Below are 19,595 nucleotides of genomic sequence, written 5' to 3'. Positions count from 1 at the left end.
GAAAGTGTGTATTGAAATACACTTGATTTGATTATTTATTAAAGTAAAAGCAAAAATAGTGCCAACTAAAAAGTAAATTAACTTTGAACTAGATCCCTAAATCCTTCATAAGGATAGGACAATATGTCCATAGTGTCATTTTAGATGGGACATAAATACACGGCAGAAATATTGAATTTGTAAAGATTTGCGCTAGATCACGCTTAGGCAAGTCGTTTTCAGTTTCGGGAATAATAATTGCTATGCTTTCTAATGTTGAAGCAAGTAAATGCTGCCGCTCAGGCCATCAATTAAAGACCCATTAAGAGGCTATCTCACTTATGACTCAATCTGTTTCAGCCACATCTTTAACGCGCGATGCGATAAAGTTTGTTAAAACTAATACTCAAGTACCACTGACCATTGCAGTGAAAGCGGTTAACGAACAAGGCGTAATCGTCGATAAATTTGTTGCCTGTGAACGCCCATTAACTGTCTATTTAAATTGGCGTCCGATTGTGACCTTGATGACATTAGGCGCAAAACCTGAGTCATTAACCCTTGGTTATTTAAAAAACCAAGGGTTTATTAGCGATTTAAGTTTATTAGAGTCAGTTATTGTTGATTGGGATGTCAGTTCTGCTGCGGTGATCACCAAAGAAGTATCCGAAGATATTGAGCAGAAACTAGCCGAAAAGACAGTTACGTCCGGTTGTGGTCAAGGCACTGTTTACGGAGGATTCTTACAAGGATTAGATGACATAAGTTTACCTACTCCATCGCTGACACAATCGACTATTTATCATCTGCTCAGCAATATTAGTGCTTACAATGAAACCTATAAAAATGCAGGTGCAGTTCATGGTTGTGGAATATGCCAAGATGAGAAAATTTTAGCCTTCGTTGAAGATGTAGGACGCCATAATGCCGTCGATACTTTAGCAGGCGATATGTGGTTGGATCAGCAATCAGGACACGATAAGATTTTCTATACTACCGGAAGGTTAACATCAGAAATGGTGATCAAAGTCGCCAAGATGGGCATACCAGTATTACTGTCGCGCAGTGGCGTGACTCAAATGGGTTTAGACTTGGCTAAGCAAATGGGCATCACCTTAATCGCTCGCGCCAAAGGCAGACATTTTTTGGTGTATCACGGCTGTGAAACCATCACATTTGATGCCATCAAAGATTAACGCCTTAATGTAGACCATTGTTGACGTAACGCTGGGGTTAAAAAACTCCACGCTAAAATGCGTGTGGCTTTATTACCTTGTGTCATCTCAATGGTTTTTACCTCAACAGCGTTTACCTGTTTGAGTAATTGATAACAAGGTTTAAGGTTTTCTGACTTAGACACTAATGAGGTAAACCATAGCACTTGGCTGGCATAGTCGCGGCTTTGTTTAATCATGTTGGCCAAAAATTTCTGCTCGCCACCATCACACCATAACTCGGCTTTTTGACCGCCAAAATTAAGCGTAGGCTTAACTTGGCTCACGGCGAGTTGACTTGATTGTTGGCCATGCTTTTTCTGCTGGCTTTTAGCTAAATTGGTGACTTTACGTAATGTACCTGCCGATGCTTCAGCCAAAGAGCTGTGAAACGGCGGGTTACACAAGCTGACATCAAACCGTTCATCTGCGCTAATGATACCCTTAAAGATATGCTCGGGTTGTTGCTGTAACCTTAACTGTAAATAAGTTGAAATTTGCGGATTTTGTTGGGCGATCTGGTCCACATTGTCGATAGAAACTGGGTCAATATCCGATGCGACAAATTGCCAACCGTAACTTTGAATCCCTAATAATGGGTAAATACCATTGGCGCCCGTTCCAATATCTAAGCAACGAATACTCGCTCCTTTAATCACCTTGCCATTAACGGCTAATAAATCAGCAATATAATGTAAATAATCAACACGACCAGGCACTGGCGGACAAAGATACCCATTAGGAATATCCCAACCTCGGATATTGTACTCACTCAATAATAAAGCGGTATTGAGACATTTTACCGCGTGAGGGTCGGCAAAATCGATAGAGGCGTTACCGTAAGGATTTGGACGAACAAAAGCGGCCAATGCAGGCACTGCGATTATCAGTGCGTCAAAATCATACCCCTGTTTATGGGCATTACGCGAATGCAACGCTTTTGACAGCACAGGTTTACTGGACGCTGCTGAGGCGGAATGTCTTTTAACAGCAGGCTGGTTTAGCGACCGCTTAGTCATATCAGGATTTGCTCGCTGCAACTGCGTTATTGAACGAGCCATTAATCATATAAATATTTAGTAAAGAGTAAGTTAACCACAATAGGACGACCGACTTCTTGTTCCATTAAGCGGTTAATCATCTCATAGCATTCACGGCGAATTTCCTCACGTCCAGATAAGGATTTAACCTTTTCTTCCGATTGATTACCTAAAATCTCAACGATGGCCGAGCGAAGCAAAGGATCGTGATGCTCTAAGCTCATTAAATCATTAGGATCTTTTACCATCAATTCAACACTAATTTTAACAAAACCTAACTTTTTACGATTAGAAATATAGTTAGTAACAATATCAGGCTCAAAGCCATAATATGCATAATCTTCAACAGCAGGCTCATCTGCAGCATGGACATTAAATGCCAAACAACACAGCATAACTAACGTTGAAACCAATTTTTTCATAGTGAGATAAACTCCGTCGATGTGGAACGTTACTTAAATTAAGCTATATTGCTCACTCCCTTAGGAGTGTTTGCTCATCTTTGACATGATAGACTACTGCCGTTGACATATATTGTAACGAGTTTTAAATGAATGTGACCAGTACTAGCTTTCCTTATGGTGAATCAATTCATTGGTTTTCGCCACAAAAAATCGACTCATTGCCCCACAGCCAACTTAAAGACTGGTTATTAGCAACCGGAAGTTTAACCAAACGTCTTAAGACACACTGTAAACTCTTCGAAGTAAGAGTGTTAGGCGAGCATTTACTTCAGCCTCTAGCAGATGAATTTCCCACTCAAACAGATCCAGTTTGGATCCGAGAAGTATTATTGTGTCTTGATGGCATCCCATGGGTATTTGCCCGCACGCTGATCCCACAAATCATTCTCGACTCACAACACAAGAATAATGGTCATCAACCTAATGATTTCACCCGTCTTGGCACTCGTCCACTAGGTGAATTATTATTTAATAGCCCAGACATTACTCCCGGCAATATTGAAGTAGCCCAGTTTGAAACCTGCGGGCGTTTAGCTGCATTAGCCACCAGCTTAAATCAAAAAGTTAGCACTAGCTTATGGGGCCGTCGTCGCTATTTTAATCTGTATGGTTCACAACTGATTGTCAGCGAGATTTTTCTGCCTGCGGCGGTCGAATACATCAATCAAAGCTGAACAAGATTAACTCAGCCTCACTCGGCGATCTGGTATCGTTAATCTAAAAACGCCCTTGAGGGCGTTTTTAGAGGGTGATGATTAAACCCGCTTACGTAAAAAGCCGAACAAGCTCAGCATCAATATAGTTAGCCATCCCAAACTGCCACCGCTACTGCCATTGTCTGTTGTCGTTGTAGACGCAGTAGCTGTAATTATTGGCGACGACACCGTTATAACTTGATTAGCCGTCACTTCATTACCAATAGAATCTGTGGTCACTAATGTAATGGTATAAGTCCCTGCTGTGTTATAAGTATGGCTTGGATTTTCAACCGTGCTACTACTGCTATCACCAAAATCCCACAAATAAGTCAAATTACCAAAACCTTGCTTAGACGTATTAGTCAGCGCTACTGTTAGATCGGTTTGATTCAAGGTAAATGCAGCTAAAGGCTGAATCACCACTCTTATCGTGTCAGTTGCCGTGACAGTATTACCTGCCGCGTCAGTTACCAGCACACTGACAATATAGTCTCCCGATGCTGAATATGTGTAGCTTGGTGCAGTATCGCTACTAGTGGCATTGTTTTCCCCAAACGACCATGCATAGCTGTAATCACTGCCACCGCTGACAATCACATTAAAGCTAACATCGGCACCTGAAGCTTGCACGTTCATCTCGGCAACTAAGGATACTGCAGGCAACTCGCTGCTATCAGATAAGGCAAACTCAACGGTTGCAGTACTGCTGTCGCTGGCTTGTTCAGTGATTTGCATGGTCAATCCAAGCTCTGGCAATATCATACCGGCTTGTTGTTTTAACGGCGCACTGTAATCGCGATTGTCGTCAAACAGAGACTCAGCGGCTAGGTGGCTGTCACCAACATAAGGACTTTGTGGGTACAAGCTAAATGCTGCGTCACGAATCTGCACATCAGTCCGCTGAGCACCAATCAAATTTTGGTCTGCATCGACTACACCAATTAAGCTTTTGCCTGAGTGATCTGAAACATTATTATCATTTTGGTTAAAATTTTCTAACCACAATAATACTCCCGGTTCATAATTGTCATAAACCAGTCCGGCATCTACACCTTGATGACTGCGTAATTGCACTATGTAACGTCTCGCTTTACCAGGAAGACTATCTTCAATACGGCTAAAACCAGACAATGTCGCCATACCATCAGCCTCAGCGCCATCAATATAAAACGCTGAACCTTGGTTAATTAACTGAATATCATCAATAGCCATACCATAATCGCCAACAGCTTCATCGGTTTTATAGACCACACTGATCTGCACATCTCGGCCGGCATAAGCACTCAAATCAAAGTTCATGTTAACCCAAGCATCTAAACCCGCTGCGGTACTAATGTTGCTCGATTTTCCGCTAATAAAGTTTTTTACTGCTGGATAAACGGCATTAGTTGAACTTGTGTAGTTACCTTCTATTGCTACGCTATCAACCAGAACTTGTACATAATCATAATCATCTTCAATATCCCAGTGAGCTTGAAATGATAATGCTAACGGCGTATCTAATGGTAATGACACATTGAACGACATGGCATTATTCATCATGTCACCTTGACCTGAATAATACTGATACTTACCTGTTAATGGCGCTTTAAAAGCGATATTTTCAGCAGGCAGCGCAATCGATAACTGGTTGATGGCATCGCTATTTACAGCATGATTTAGCTTTACCGCAGTGCCACTACTGGTTAAATTAGCCAATGAAATATGCTGTTCATTAACCCACTTACCTTTGTACTTTTGTTGTAAAAAAGATTTTGCATAAGGGCTAAAGCCACTCGGTTGAGCCCCAGCAATACTGCCAGTCCAACTACCACCAGACATTAATGACCAAGCTCCTACAGGTGAACCATCGCCACTGTTAGTGGTGTCATACTCATCAGGCAAGCCTAAATCATGACCAAACTCGTGAGTACATACACCTGCTGCAGCATCGATAGGTTGTACTGTGTAGCCAAATACCTTTAAACCACCTCGCCCAGGAATAACATAGCCATTGGTGTTGGAATCCACATAAAATCTGTGCGACCAAATAGCATCATCAGCTAACACCCCACCACCAGCTTCTTCACCGATACTAGAATGAAACAACATTACATGGTCGATAATTCCGTCAGCTTCATCATAATTACCGTCGCCATCGATATCAAAAGGGTCTTCAATGTCATAACTCTCTAGCTCAGCATCGGTCATCCCAACGACAGCTTTCGTGACCGCCTCTTTGACGAGCTCAGGTACTGCATTATCGTCATCATTGCTATTATTACCGCCATAGTATGCGGCGTCGTGATCTGCTGTGACCCAATCTCTTACCTCTCCGGTAAAGTGGAAACTGTTACCCGATACCGCCTGAAAATACTGATAAGCCGATTGTAAAGTTTGGTTACTTGGACCTGCAAAACCGTTTTGTGAAAATAACAGTTGTTGATAATGTGCTGCTGGGTAGCTGCTGTAATACATGTCGCTATCGCCAGCCTTTAATTGGTTGGCATCATGAGGTAAATCTGGAAAGTCTACCAACACAGCTAAAACCTTTACCGTTTTGGTAATATCTTGATCGGCTAATACTTTGTTATTTGCAGCGGCATATTGCGCACTTTTAGTGTTTTTTTGTGCTGCACGTTTAACCCGCAATTGTTCAGCTTTCACTTCAATCGCTGCAGGTTTGAATGTGGTGTGACGGCCACGGCTCACAAATGCGTCCACTGCCGCTTGTTTTTCAACATCACTGGCATCGGCTGCCACTTCACCACGTTTAATTAACCAGTACAGCACTTGCTGTTCATTAATCAATCCACCATCTGCTGGGGTGCCTGTTTGCGGAGCCGCAAGTGCTGCCATACTGCTACATGCCAGTAATAACGTTGAAACAATTAACCCTTGATATTTGGTCAACTTACTCATTTTAACTTCCCTGTATTAAGTGTTGGTTTGTGACATTTTTCAAATGCTTTTTGACGTTTGGTGATGTAATCAGCAACAATTTTATCGACTTGTACTTGGTCCATATCGGCGGTGATGAGTCCTTTCGCGCGCAAGTTTTCAATTAATTTAGTCCTATCACGTAAAGGCGGCATTGCACTTGGACCACAGTCTTTAATTAATGGTTTAGTTACGGCTGCTTGCTCGTCTACGTTTGATGCCACCGATGGATTTTGACAACCTTGCAAGGTCATAAAAGCCAGTCCCAGCATGACGATAATGTATTTCATAATTCACCCCAAACAATAATCACATGACATTAACAGCTGCAACCTATGGGTTACAATTAAATTAGACATTCTTTAATGTAAATGTTCCCGTTCGCTTAAAAATTAATATAAACGATGATTTATTCTGCTTCTAAAACAAAAAAGCCGACCCTATTAGGTCGGCTTTAACGCTCTACGAATAACCAGTACTAGGTAGACAGATTGATTTTTTAATCTTTCGAACGAAGTGTATAGTCTGTAAAACCTATCGAGAAATAATGGCTTAATTCGTGGCGGAATTAATATAATTCGATATCCCATCAAGTAACATTTGTACCGAGATCATCACTAAAACCATCCCCATTAACCGCTCTACTGCGATTAAGCCTTTCTCACCAAGTATGCGAGTAAACAACTTGTAAAACATTAAAATAACCGCACTCATTCCCCATGCTGAGACCAGTGCTATGGTCCAATCAATCATACGACTACTATCTGTGTGCGCCAGTAATATTAATGCCGCCAAAATAGATGGTCCTGCCATTAATGGGATTGCCATAGGGACAATAAAAGGCTCTTCCCCGGCGGCTAATCCAGCAACACCGCCTGGCGATGGGAAAATCATTTTAATCGCGATTAAGAACAAGATAATGCCGCCAGCAATACTCACGGATTCAGAACGTAAGTTGAGAAAGTTAAGGATAGCTTCGCCAGCATACAAAAAAGACAACATAATAATAAGCGCAAACAATAGCTCACGGATTAAGACTTTACGACGTTTTTTGGGGTCAATATGACGTAATATGGAAGCAAATATAGGTAAATTACCTAGCGGGTCCATAATCAAGAACAACATGACAGCTGCAGAAAAAATATCCATGGACGACAATCTTTTAATTAAAAAACATAGGCTACATTGTATACCTAACAGCACAATATTTGCGATGCAAACCACTACTTTATTGCTAATCGTAAGGTGATCGTCGTAAATGATTGCAACAAATCCCCCCAAATAAATAGCCGCACCACTACTACCAAAGTTATGATCTAAAAAACTTTTTCAACCTCATGCCCAAAAACGCGATCAAAATTAGCCCCCTCTTTAGGTAAATTTCTCAGCTTAATAGATTCACACGCTACAATACTGGTTTAAAATGATATACTGCGTTGTTTTTTTCGATTGATTTCTGGATAACATGCTCTATCTAATTGCTAGTTGTGTTGCACTGCTGTTTGGGCCACTTTTTTATCGCTTCTTCGCGTCAGGTAGCGGATTGCAAAAGGGCTTAGATGGGTTCATTTTTGTCTCTCTTGGCGGATTAGTGCTCATCCATATTTTGCCTGAGCTATTGGAGCATGGTGGGTTCATCACGCTATTGTTTGTCATGCTCGGCGTTTGGGGACCAACAGCCAGTGAAAAGCTGTTTCATCGCTATTCAGATATCACCCATAACATCACTCTCACATTAGGTATTGCCGGGCTCCTGTTACACACAGTGACCGACGGCGGAGCCATGGTCTTGGCGCAACAGGATGGCAATTCAACACTGCTGGCCTTAGGCGTGATCATGCATCGCTTACCTGTTGGTGTCGCCATTTGGTGGTTACTCAAACCACAAGTGGGTAATCGATGGGCCAGTGCTGTATTAGCGGCAATGATGATATTAACCAGCGTCGGCTACTTTGCAGGTGAACACCTATTAGCCCAGTTGAGCCTTGAAAATACCGTTTATTTGCAAGCCTTTGTTACCGGCTCAATTTTACACGTGGTATTACATCAACCTCATGGTCATCAACAAGAAGACAAGCAGGGCAAATATCAATACCAAGCCGGTATTGGCAGCTTATTAGGCTTAGGATTATTAGCGCTACTGCTATTGATGGATACTGGCGGCCATGAACATGCTCATCAAAATCATGGTTCAGAGCAATTTATGAGTTGGTTACTGACCATTTCACCGATTTTATTAGGCAGCTATTTTATTGCTACGGCTCGATTTGCATCTGGTTTACGCCCCTCTCATCCGTCCTTGGGACTACGTTGGTTACAGCGATTAGCAGGGCCGGAAGCATTATTAATTACCATCTTATTATTAGGGCCTTGGTTTGCGCTTTATCAAGCTCTGGGATTATTCGCGATAGGGGCACTCATGACCCTAACACAAGTCGAGATAACCGACCCACATCCAACAGCATCAGAGTCACCATGGCGTTTTGGGTTTAGCCAATTAGTCGACCGAAGTGCGCCTTGGATAATTCTTAGTTTAGTACTAGCAAATCTGATTGGTCATCCATCTGTACCACTAGCAAACCCTGCATTGCAGGTATTTATTTTATTGTTAGTATTTTTACCAATGCGTTTTTGTAATTTAGGCACGGTAATTTTGGCTTTATCTCTGGCTTACAGTGGTTGGAGCCAAATTGCAGTAGCCTTTACTTTATTGGCAGCACCAGTAATTAGTATTGGTCAATTGAAGTTAATGAATTGGAAACAAGGGCTGATGTTAGGCGGAATTTTACTGCTAGGATTAATGGCGGCAGATCAATTCACATTGAGTTCAACATTAACATTACACTTACCAGAGTCTGCTAACATTGTTGGTTTAGTGGCCATAGTTTTATTGTTTGGTGCCAGTTTACTTAGGCTCGGGCCGCGCAAATTTTTAAGCCGTTTGATGATTAACCTCAAATCAGTGTCACATTCACATGATCACGGCCATCCATCAGACATTAAAGCGCCACATCATCATGACTCAGCATCGACACATAAACATCATCATTAATCTATTTAGTCGCTAATGATGACAATATATTTAAGGGGGCCGCTATGTGTATTTTATTTATTGCCGTTGAGGCGCATCCCGACTACCCCTTAATTATTTGTGCAAACCGTGACGAATTTCATCACAGAGCAACTGAACCAGCGTATCGCTGGCCAACTCATCCTGCCATTTTTGCTGGGCAAGACAAGCAAGCTGGCGGCACTTGGTTAGGCATTAATGAGCAAGGCCAATTTGCAGGAATAACCAATATTCGCTCCATTGAACTGCAAAATGGCGTTCGCAGTCGTGGAGAATTAGTGGTTGATGCGCTAACAAAACAGCACGTTAATAGTCAATGGCTAGCTGAACACTCGGTTAATTATAATCCGTTTAATTTAGTCTTCGAACACCACAACCAACTCCTCTGCTTTAACAGTAAAACATCAACTACCACTATACTCGAGCCTGGATTTCATGCGGTAAGTAACGGCGCATTGGATGATATATGGCCTAAAATGGCTAAAGGCCAGCAACAGCTGCAAACCTATATCAAGCAAATGCAGACACCTTGCATAGACCAATTACTCGCTATCATGCGAGATACCTCACAACCAAAGGATCAAGATTTACCTCAAACAGGTATTAGCCTTGAGTGGGAACGCCTACTGTCTGCTATTTTTATCCAGCATGAAGAATACGGTACTCGTTCAACCAGCATAGTGTTGAAACATAAAAACGGAAATGTACAACTTACTGAAGTGAGATATGATGGTAAAGCGCGTAATTTAGGGACTCAGCACTTTAGTATTAACTAACCGCAACAGGGTTAATAGATGAAACCTGTTGGCTAAAAATCATCACCTTTGACCTCACCGATATCCCAATCTAAGGTTAACTTCACCCTTAAGATAGACTTACTGCTCAATACCTCTCACATTGGCTATCGCAAACTGTGACCCACCCCGCATTACCACTAAGATTCAATATAAGACTTAGCTCAAGTGCCTTTATTCCACTAGGCAACATTCATTTTTACAACCTAGATCAAGGTTATTTGATCATGAACATTGCATAATTCGCCTGTTGCTAATTTACCACCGGAGGACACGCCTTGAAGCAGCCCACTCAGATTAGTTGGGATCAGTCGATGATCGAAAAATACAATTACAGCGGTCCCCGTTATACTTCTTACCCGACCGCACTAGAGTTTGACGATGCCTTTACTGAGCAGAATTTACTGACATCCATTCAAAACAGTAAATCAGACAAACTGTCGCTTTACGTACATATCCCTTTTTGCGCTAAGCTTTGCTATTACTGTGGTTGTAATAAAATTATTACTCGCCACGCACACAAAGCCGATCAATACATTGAATATCTGGCCACTGAAATTATTAAACGTGCACCATTATTCAAAAATTACACCGTAACCCAAATGCATTGGGGTGGCGGTACACCTACATTTTTAAACCCTGAACAAATTCTTAAACTGACCGCACTGATTAAAGAACACTTTAATTTTGCAGATGTAGGTGAATACTCTATTGAAGTCGACCCTAGAGAAATCGAGCTGAGCATGCTTGATACCTTAAAAGAAGCTGGGTTTAACCGAGTGTCTATTGGTGTACAAGATTTTAATAAAGCAGTACAGGTTGCCGTTAACCGTGAGCAAGACGAACAATTTATTTTCGACTTAATGGCTAGAGCAAAAGAACTCGGGTTTGTGTCAACAAACGTTGATTTAATTTATGGATTACCGCTACAAACTCCCGAAACGTTTGCTAAAACGATAGCCCGAATTATTGAGCTTTCTCCCGATCGTCTATCTGTCTTTAACTATGCACACTTGCCATCGCGTTTTGCGGCGCAGCGTAAAATTAAAGAAGTCGATATGCCATCGCCACAACAGAAATTAGATATGCTGCATCAAACGATTGAATCGTTAACCGCAGCAGGTTATCAATTTATTGGTATGGATCATTTTGCCAAGCCCAATGATGAGTTAGCAAAATTACAAAATGCCGGTAAATTACATCGTAATTTCCAAGGTTATACCACCCAAGAAGAATGTGACTTACTTGGTTTAGGTGTGTCATCTATTAGCCAAATTGGTGATTGTTATGCCCAAAACCAAAAAGACATTCGTCCATATTACGAAGCGATTGATGCTAATGGTCATGCTTTGTGGAAAGGGTGTAGTTTAAATCACGATGACGAAATTCGCCGTGCGGTAATTAAACAAATTATCTGCCATTTTGATTTAGACATGGCCAAAATTGAACAAAAATTTGCGATAAACTTTGAAGAATATTTTGTGGAAGATCTCAAACTATTACAAACTTTTATCGATGATAAGCTCGTCAATATTACTGATAGAAAACTCACAGTAAGCCCGACCGGTCGGCTACTTATTCGTAATATTTGCATGTGCTTTGATGTCTATTATCGTCAAAAAGCCCGTCAACAGCAGTTTTCAAGAGTAATTTAACTCACTGTTTATACAAAGTAGAATACAAAAATAGCCAGCATTTGCTGGCTATTTTTATTCATACTCGCTATTTACTTAGCTTTTTTAGCGTATAACGCTTTGCGGTCACTGTCAGACATAAAGGCCATTTCAACACCATTACGTTGCAATGTCGCCAGTTGACTATCACTGAAACCCATTTCAGATTTAACCACACGATATTCATGCGCGATATCAATAGCGCTCACACCTGGGTCATCGGTATTAAGACCAATCAATACACCTGCGTCCATAAATTTACGCAGTGGATGAACATCATAATCTTTAACGGTAGACGTATGTAAGTTGCTGGTTGGGCATGACTCAATTCCAATACGATGCTTAGCCAAATACTCCATCAACTTAGGATCATGAATCGCATTCACGCCATGGCCAATTCGTGTCGCACCCAGAACGTTAATGGCTTGCCACATACTTTCAGCACCCGCGGCTTCGCCAGCATGAGCAGTAATGTGTAATCCTGCATCTCTAACACGCTTAAAGTGCTCAGTAAATAAGTCGCCAGGAAAACCAAGTTCATCTCCGGCTAGGTCCATCGCGACAATGCTGTCACGATGAGCAAGTATGCCTTCAAGCTCTAAGCGACATTTTTCTTGTCCAAATGAACGCGACATAATACCGATCAGGTTAATCTGAATATCACGCTCTTTTACACCGGCACGTACGCCATCGATAACGGCTTCAACGACACCTTCAATGGGCAAATTATGATTCATCGCCATGTAATATGGACTAAAACGCAACTCAGCGTAATCTAAACCTTGTGATGCTGCATCAATAACATTCTCATAGGCAACACGTTTCACAGCATCAAGATCAGCTAATACTGCCACCATCCAATCGAGTTTCTTGAGAAAATCCACTAGATTGTTTTCTTTACCTTGGATTTGCACAAATGGCGCAAGCTCTTCAAGCGAATTAGCGGGTAGCTGAATACCGTGTTGATGGCCTAATTCCCAAATGGTTTTTACATTAACATTGCCGTCTAAATGTCGATGCAAATCAACCAGCGGAATGGTTTTATCTATCATAATTAACCCCTATAAACTTACCCTGCCGTTAGTTTAGTTTTGTCGGTCAGAGAATAGCACTAAGTTTAACATGTATTGATATAAATTCTGATGACCAATATTTTTATATGGAATCTATGACAGCAAAAAAACATACTTATTTGTGATGTGTGTTTTATGCTTAAATCGGGCATACTCTAATGCTGACAAACAGATTAAAACATCAAGGACTATCGATGCGCTTACTGATCCTACCGGCACTGATAATGTTAAGTTTATCGGCTTGTAATAGCTATACGCCGACGACTCAAGTTAATGAATCAATCGTAGGCCAACAGACACTGATAGCGCCAGATTTGCAAGTGATTATAGACCAGAGTTGGGCTCTTAATTTAGCCTATTCTCCAGAGTTAGCCGCCAGTTTAGGTGATGCGACAGCAGCAGGAAAGCTTGACGATTTATCTGCAGAAACCTTAGCCAAAAAAAACCAACAGACTGTCGAAATTCTCAATACACTCAAACAACTTGATCGAACACAGTTATCAAAATCTGATGTCATCAATGCCAAAATCTTGCAAGACCAGCTACAAAATGACGTCGATATGTATCATTTTCATGACCACTATTTACCTATTACGGCAGAAAGTGGTTTCCATGCTTACATCGCATCGATTGCTAAAGCGCGTTTCAGTAGTGTTGAGGATTATCAGCATTATTTAGCCAAACTTAAACAACTACCGCGCTATTTTGCTCAGCAAACATACTGGCTCAAACAAGGCTTAGCCAGTGGCATCACCCCAGCAAAAATCACCTTAAATGGTTTTGAAGACAGCATTAGCGCGTTTATTGTGCCTGTTGAGGCCAGTGGTTACTTTACGCCGTTTACCCACTATCCAGAGTATTTTAGCGCAGTAGAAAAGCAAGCGTTAACCAAACAAGGTCGGGAAACTGTTGAGCAAATTGTACTGCCACTTTATCAGCAGTTTTATGATTTTATGACTCAAGAATATATTCCCAATGCACGGGTAGATATTGCCGCCTCCGCCTTACCGGATGGTAAAGCTTTTTATCAAAACAGAGTGGAATATTACACCACACTGCCTATGACAGCAGATGAAGTCCATCAACTTGGATTGCAAGAAGTCGCGCGAATAAGAGCAGAAATGGAGCAAGTCATTAAAAATGTTGGCTTTCAGGGCAGTTTTGCTGAATTTTTAGCATTCTTACGCACCGACCCACAGTTCTATCCCAAAACGGCAGATGAGTTACTTAAAGAAGCAGCGTTTATTGCCAAAAAAGCCGATGCCATATTGCCTAAGTATTTTGGAAAATTACCCCGCACCCCTTATGGTATTGCACCAGTGCCCGCAGAAATAGCACCTAAATATACTACTGGGCGCTACTCTGGCTCAAACCGTGACGACGAGCCCGGCTATTATTGGGTCAATACTTATGCCTTGGATAAACGACCACTTTACGAGCTAGAAGCATTAACGTTACATGAAGCCGTTCCAGGGCATCATTTGCAAATTTCACTCAATAAAGAGCTCACTGACTTACCCAATTTTAGACGTTACAGTTACATCTCTGCATTTGGTGAAGGTTGGGGTTTATACTCAGAATATTTAGGTGTTGAAGCAGGGTTTTATCGAGACCCTTATAGCAACTTTGGCCGTTTAACCTATGAAATGTGGCGGGCTGCGCGACTAGTTGTTGATACAGGCATGCACGCTAAAGGTTGGAGTCGCCAGCAGTCGATCGACTTTATGGCCAGTAATACAGCGCTTTCAATGCACAACGTCACCACGGAAATCGATCGCTATATTTCTTGGCCGGGCCAAGCGTTATCATACAAAATTGGTGAATTAACCATAAAACGCTTACGCGCTAAAGCTGAGAAAGCATTAGGAAAAGATTTTGATATCAGAAAGTTCCATGATGCAATTTTAGAAAATGGCTCCATCCCAATGACGGTACTAGAGCAAATGGTTGATGAGTTTATCACTCGCCAGCAGGCGAAGATAGAAGAGACAAGCAAGGTATAAATTAAACAAACACTCAGAAATTAAATATTATTTTAGATTCAAACATACTGGCTTAATCACAATGCATTACATGAAATTTTCATCAGAATTAAAACTCGATACCAGCGAACAGCGACACTTTTGGCAGCAAGTACAGCAATCGAGTTTCTGTACTCCTGATAATATAAACATTGCCTATGCAATGATCGAACACCCCAATAAGCAACGCGCTATCGTGATCAGCAATGGCAGAGTTGAATCTTATTTAAAGTATCAAGAATTGATGTTTGATTTGTATCAACAAGGATTCAGCGTTTACGCTTTAGATCATCGAGGCCAAGGCTTATCAGATAGACTCACCCATAATCCATTTCAGGGTTATGTAGAAAACTTTAGCGATTACACTGCTGACTTGGCTCAATTTATCGAGCAAATAGTTAGTCCACAACAGCATGATGAGTTATTTTGTATCGCCCACTCAATGGGCTGTACCATCGCAAGTGATTACCTTAATCAATACCCACAAACATTTGCAGCAGCGGTATTTTCAGCACCAATGTTTGGTATACGGCTACCGTTTGCGAAATCACTTGTCCATTGGTTAGCTCAAAAACTTGATAACAATCGCCTTGAAGCAGGTAAAGTGCACAGTACGTTTGTGCTTGGTGGTACTCATTACAAACCCGATAGCTTTAAGCGAAATCTTCTCACTCATAGCCAATATCGCTACCAGCACTATCGCAACGTGTTTGAGGAAAATCCTCAGGTGCAATTGGGCTCGCCCACGAATCATTGGTTACTTGAAGCAATGAATGCGGCGCAGAGCACGATTAGCTATGCTAAAAACAGCCAAACCCCGATATTAATCTTGCAAGCTGAGAAAGATAGGATTGTATGTAACGAGTCACAAAATCAAACACTCAGTAATCATTGTCATAAAGTCGTCATTGAAGGCGCGTATCACGAGGTGTTTATTGAGAGTGATAAAATGCGTAATATTGCGCTTTCTTATGCTATCGATTTTATGGCACAACACTCAAAGATAGCTGAGTCTTAATCAATTGAATGATGTCGTCATTATCTAATGGCCTACTAATAATATAACCTTGGAACCAAGTACATTTTGCGTGTGTTAATAAATTAAGTTGCTGCTTATTCTCCACCTGTTTAGCCACAACAGGGAAATTTAATTTAGCTGCAAACTCAATAATAGCATTAACAATATTGAAGGTTTCAGGGTTAAATTCAATGTCTTCAAGGTAAACGGCTGCTAGTTTCACTTGTGAAAAACGAATACCTTGCAGCAAATAAACAGCACAAGATCCGCTGCCAAAATTATCCATCGCAATATTGATACCAAATCGTTGTAACTCAGCAATTTTGTTTTTAGCGACACTCGCATTTACCACAAACACATCTGCCGCTAACTCAAATTGAAGTAACGATGGAGATATTTGTGCTGCGTTAATTCGATTCATTATCACATTAGCAAAGTGATCTTGATGAAAATGGCGTGAAGATATATTTAACGACATTATAGGAATAGTTGCATTAGCTTGTTGAAGTGTTTTAATCATTTCACAAACTTGATCTAACGCCCACAACTCTAACTCAAAGATACAGTCAGACAACTCAGCAGATGTAATAAACTTGCGTGGGCTAATGTAGCCATACTGCGGATGATACCAACGCATCAAAACTTCTACACTATTGAGCTGTCCAGCCTGGTCGACAACGGGTTGATAGACTAAAGACATTTGCTGATTATGAATCGCAAGCTTCAATTCGTTTTGTAATTTAAATGGTTGAACCTGATGCTGAACAGATTCAGATTGATAAATAGCACAACCATTAGAACGGCTCTCTTTTGCTTGTTCTAAAGCGCTGTCGACACGAGCCAGTAATACTTGCGGCTCTAAAGACTCAATACCATCAAAAACGACTAATCCAATCCGAGCAGTAATGGATAAATTTTGATCTGAAATAGTAAAACTACGCCCAATCAACTGTCTAACTTCGCTTGCCAATGCTAGCGCACGCTTATTTGCTTGATCGATATCATTACCAAAGTTTTTGACTAAAAAGACAAATTCATCAGCGCCAAGGCGTGCAACTTGGCCAACACTGGAAAAAGTAGCTGATAACCTTGCCGCTATCTGCATTAATAATCGGTCACCAAGCTGGCGTCCCAAGCCATCATTAATTAATTTAAAATTATCTAAATTAATCATCAACAGTGCAGAGAACTGGCCAGTTTCACGACTGAAAACTTGTAGGTCGAACAGTTGATCAGCTAATAGGTCACGATTAATGATATCCGTAAGGCCGCTATGACTTTGTTTTTCATTGGTAATTGATTGATTTTTAACATCATCAGAAACATCTGTTATCGTACCAATAATACGCAGTGGCCGACCGAGTTCATCCCACTCAACAATTTTCCCACGATCAAGAATCCAAATATAACGGCCATCTTTATGGCGCAAACGGTAAACACTCTCATAATATTCATGTTGATTCTGAATGTAATTCTGTAGTGTATTTAAAACCTGTGCTTTATCATCGCGATGTAAACGAGATTCCCACACAGAATAATCATTATCGAGCTCATAAGGCTGATAGCCTATGATATCTTTCCAACGATCAGAAACGAACACATCACCAGTAGAAATACACCAATCCCAAATACCATTACGAGCCCCCTCAACAGCAAATAGCCAGCGTTGCTCAGCATCATTAAGACGCTTCTTACTTCGAGATAGTCGCCCATTAACTTGATTTAGATAATCTCGTAAGTTAACCAACTCAGTTGATGCACACACAATATCAGTATTGAAGTCAGGTGAATCAAGGTTTTTGGCGGCTTGGCTTAATTGGCTCAATGGCCGAATAAGCAAATAGTGCAACATCACGCAAAATAACGACAGTAACAAAGCGCCTATGCCCCATATCTCCATAAAACGCTTTAAGAGACTATCAACAGCTTCAGCTAATATATTAGCAATGTCATATTCTAAGTAAATCAGTTCAACGGAGTTTGAATAACTGTAACGTGAATTCGCATTAACAGGGTAGTAGGCTTGGATAGATAGACGATCAAAGTTAACCTTTAAATATGATTTATTGTTGCTGACAACACTTCTATGCAAATCAGCAGAATAGCCTTCTAACACATTGGTAGCATTACTTTCTCGCCAAATAATATGATTCGCAAATTGAATCTTACTATCTGAATCAAGGATCACATAGACCATCATATTCTGATCGGTTGAAACTAACGCAACCTCCTGCTCTATCCGTTCAGGATCTTGCATCAATATTGAAGATTCAACCACATGACGCATTCTGAATAAGTCTTTCTGTATTTGCTCTGATTGTCTTAATGCCAACTGATCATTTAGCTCAGCATGCTCATAAAAATACTCTCCAGATACTAAGCCGAAGTAGAGGGTGAAAACACACACAGGGACAATTATAGACAGAGAAATTTTTGGCAAACGAGGCAAAATAAACCCACCCAATTAAATATATGAAGATACGCTAACGGTTATCTTATCAACAAGTAAAGCAATAGTTATGAAGACGAATAACATATACAAAATAAAAAACTATTGATTTATTAGGAGCTTTAAATCGATCTACATACTCTACCTTGTTTCTGCTGTAAGTGTAATTTTATTTACCTAGATAAAACATGCACCATGACAATAAACACTCAGGATATTATTGGTGTAACGTACTCTAAAATAAATCAAACGAAACAACTTATTGGATAACGCTAAGCTTTATCTCATCAAACTGCAAAACAATGAGATGACTAGATTAACCATCTAACAGCCAAATGTGAACAAGTAGACAATAAGTTATTTAGGTTAACTAAGGTTCAATGTTAGTCAGTTAGAGCAAAAGCCTGATACATCAGTTTGTAGCGTACAGCCATCATCTCTCATCTGAGCATATCGATCATACAGCAATAATGTTTTACTTAATGTGCACAGGTAAACATCAGATAACTCAAAGTATTTTAACTATAGACGTAAAATTAAGGACACTCGCATGAGCATATCGTCCACACGAGTCAATGGCTTAAGTCCAAGAACCGCTTTCAGGCACAAATTGCAGACGTAAAAAAGCCCGCTATATAATAGCGGGCTGTCTCACGACTCTTTCAAGTCAATTAGGCGCCTGGAACTGACCTACTCTGGCATGGGCCACTGACTAATTGCTTAGGTTTAAGGCACAAAACAAAAAAGCCACTCGAGTAGAGAGGCCTTGCTGTATTATTTAGCGCCTGGAAATGACCTACTCTGGCATGGGCATACTGGCCACACTGACTAATTGCTTAGATTTAAGGCACAAAACAAAAAGGCCACTCGAGTAGAGTGGCCTTGCTGTGTTCTTTGGCCCCTAGAACTGACCGACTCTCGCATGGGCATGTCATCCTCTCGGGTCAATGGTTTAGGTCCAAGAACCGCTTTTAGGCACAAATTACAGACGTAAAAAAGCCCGCTACATAATAGCGGGCTGTTTACCGACTCTTTCAGGTCAATTAGGCGCCTAGAACTGACCTACTCTCGCATGGGCATATCATCCACACGGGTCAATTGCTTAGGTTTAAGGCACAAAACAAAAAGGCCACCCGATTAAGGTGGCCTTGCTGTTTTATTTGGCGCCTGGAAATGACCTACT

14 protein-coding genes are annotated in these 19,595 nt (G+C 41.0%); 7 read left to right on the top strand and 7 right to left on the bottom strand.

Annotated features, from left to right (window positions below; genetic code table 11):
• Window positions 1-320: 320 nt before the first annotated feature.
• On the top strand, window positions 321-1,175 hold the full coding sequence (locus H5164_RS17825; protein WP_124017773.1) for a formate dehydrogenase accessory sulfurtransferase FdhD: 855 nt from the start codon (window positions 321-323) through the stop codon (window positions 1,173-1,175).
• Here H5164_RS17825 and rlmF read toward each other — a convergent pair.
• Window positions 1,172-2,254 carry a 23S rRNA (adenine(1618)-N(6))-methyltransferase RlmF gene (rlmF, locus tag H5164_RS17820; RefSeq protein WP_182757229.1) on the bottom strand — a complete coding sequence of 361 codons (1,083 nt, stop codon included), beginning with the start codon at window positions 2,252-2,254 and terminating at the stop codon, window positions 1,172-1,174. The genes H5164_RS17825 and rlmF overlap by 4 nt on opposite strands.
• Complete coding sequence (locus tag H5164_RS17815; protein ID WP_124017775.1) at window positions 2,254-2,655, bottom strand: flagellar basal body-associated protein FliL; 402 nt, start codon at window positions 2,653-2,655, stop codon at window positions 2,254-2,256. The genes rlmF and H5164_RS17815 overlap by 1 nt, the downstream gene beginning before the upstream one ends.
• Window positions 2,656-2,783: 128 nt before the next feature.
• On the opposite strand from H5164_RS17815, the gene H5164_RS17810 reads away from it, so the two are divergent.
• Complete coding sequence (locus H5164_RS17810) at window positions 2,784-3,371, top strand: chorismate lyase (RefSeq protein WP_182757228.1); 588 nt, start codon at window positions 2,784-2,786, stop codon at window positions 3,369-3,371.
• Between the two features lie 81 nt (window positions 3,372-3,452).
• Here H5164_RS17810 and H5164_RS17805 read toward each other — a convergent pair whose 3' ends face one another.
• The 3 genes from H5164_RS17805 to H5164_RS17795 form a co-directional block, all read right to left on the bottom strand.
• A complete protein-coding gene (locus tag H5164_RS17805) occupies window positions 3,453-6,296 on the bottom strand; it encodes an immune inhibitor A domain-containing protein (protein WP_182757227.1) in 2,844 nt (947 codons plus the stop codon).
• Complete coding sequence (locus H5164_RS17800; protein ID WP_182742118.1) at window positions 6,293-6,604, bottom strand: hypothetical protein; 312 nt, start codon at window positions 6,602-6,604, stop codon at window positions 6,293-6,295. Before H5164_RS17800 ends, H5164_RS17805 begins: the two co-directional genes overlap by 4 nt.
• Before the next feature lie 262 nt (window positions 6,605-6,866).
• Window positions 6,867-7,463, bottom strand: a complete 597-nt coding sequence (locus tag H5164_RS17795; protein WP_124017779.1) for a YhgN family NAAT transporter — start codon at window positions 7,461-7,463, stop codon at window positions 6,867-6,869.
• Window positions 7,464-7,779: 316 nt separating this feature from the next.
• Here H5164_RS17795 and H5164_RS17790 point away from each other — a divergent pair, with 316 nt between their 5' ends.
• The 3 genes from H5164_RS17790 (at window position 7,780) to hemN (ending at window position 11,833) form a co-directional block, all read left to right on the top strand.
• The gene (locus H5164_RS17790) at window positions 7,780-9,366 is read left to right on the top strand and encodes a metal transporter (protein ID WP_182757226.1); all 1,587 of its coding nucleotides are present in this window, start codon (window positions 7,780-7,782) and stop codon (window positions 9,364-9,366) included.
• A gap of 44 nt (window positions 9,367-9,410) precedes the next feature.
• Window positions 9,411-10,160 (top strand): NRDE family protein, encoded by a 750-nt coding sequence (locus H5164_RS17785; RefSeq protein WP_182757225.1) that lies wholly within the window; start codon window positions 9,411-9,413, stop codon window positions 10,158-10,160.
• A gap of 296 nt (window positions 10,161-10,456) precedes the next feature.
• A complete protein-coding gene (hemN, locus tag H5164_RS17780) occupies window positions 10,457-11,833 on the top strand; it encodes an oxygen-independent coproporphyrinogen III oxidase (RefSeq protein WP_124017782.1) in 1,377 nt (458 codons plus the stop codon).
• A 71-nt stretch (window positions 11,834-11,904) separates the two neighbouring features.
• On the opposite strand, the gene add is transcribed toward hemN, so the two are convergent.
• A complete protein-coding gene (gene add / locus H5164_RS17775; RefSeq protein WP_124017783.1) occupies window positions 11,905-12,903 on the bottom strand; it encodes an adenosine deaminase in 999 nt (332 codons plus the stop codon).
• 215 nt (window positions 12,904-13,118) lie between these two features.
• Here add and H5164_RS17770 point away from each other — a divergent pair, with 215 nt between their 5' ends.
• The gene (locus tag H5164_RS17770; protein ID WP_182757224.1) at window positions 13,119-14,927 is read left to right on the top strand and encodes a DUF885 family protein; all 1,809 of its coding nucleotides are present in this window, start codon (window positions 13,119-13,121) and stop codon (window positions 14,925-14,927) included.
• Between the two features lie 61 nt (window positions 14,928-14,988).
• Window positions 14,989-15,963 carry an alpha/beta fold hydrolase gene (locus H5164_RS17765; protein ID WP_124017784.1) on the top strand — a complete coding sequence of 325 codons (975 nt, stop codon included), beginning with the start codon at window positions 14,989-14,991 and terminating at the stop codon, window positions 15,961-15,963.
• On the opposite strand, the gene H5164_RS17760 is transcribed toward H5164_RS17765, so the two are convergent.
• Complete coding sequence (locus H5164_RS17760; RefSeq protein WP_182723733.1) at window positions 15,929-18,412, bottom strand: bifunctional diguanylate cyclase/phosphodiesterase; 2,484 nt, start codon at window positions 18,410-18,412, stop codon at window positions 15,929-15,931. The genes H5164_RS17765 and H5164_RS17760 overlap by 35 nt on opposite strands.
• Window positions 18,413-19,595: the final 1,183 nt, after the last annotated feature.

This window comes from Shewanella sp. SG41-3, from assembly GCF_014164545.1.
In the GTDB taxonomy this organism is placed as follows: Bacteria; Pseudomonadota; Gammaproteobacteria; order Enterobacterales; family Shewanellaceae; genus Shewanella; species Shewanella vesiculosa.
Note: the sequence above shows the minus strand (reverse complement) of the source record. Positions and strands in the feature narration are given on the sequence as shown.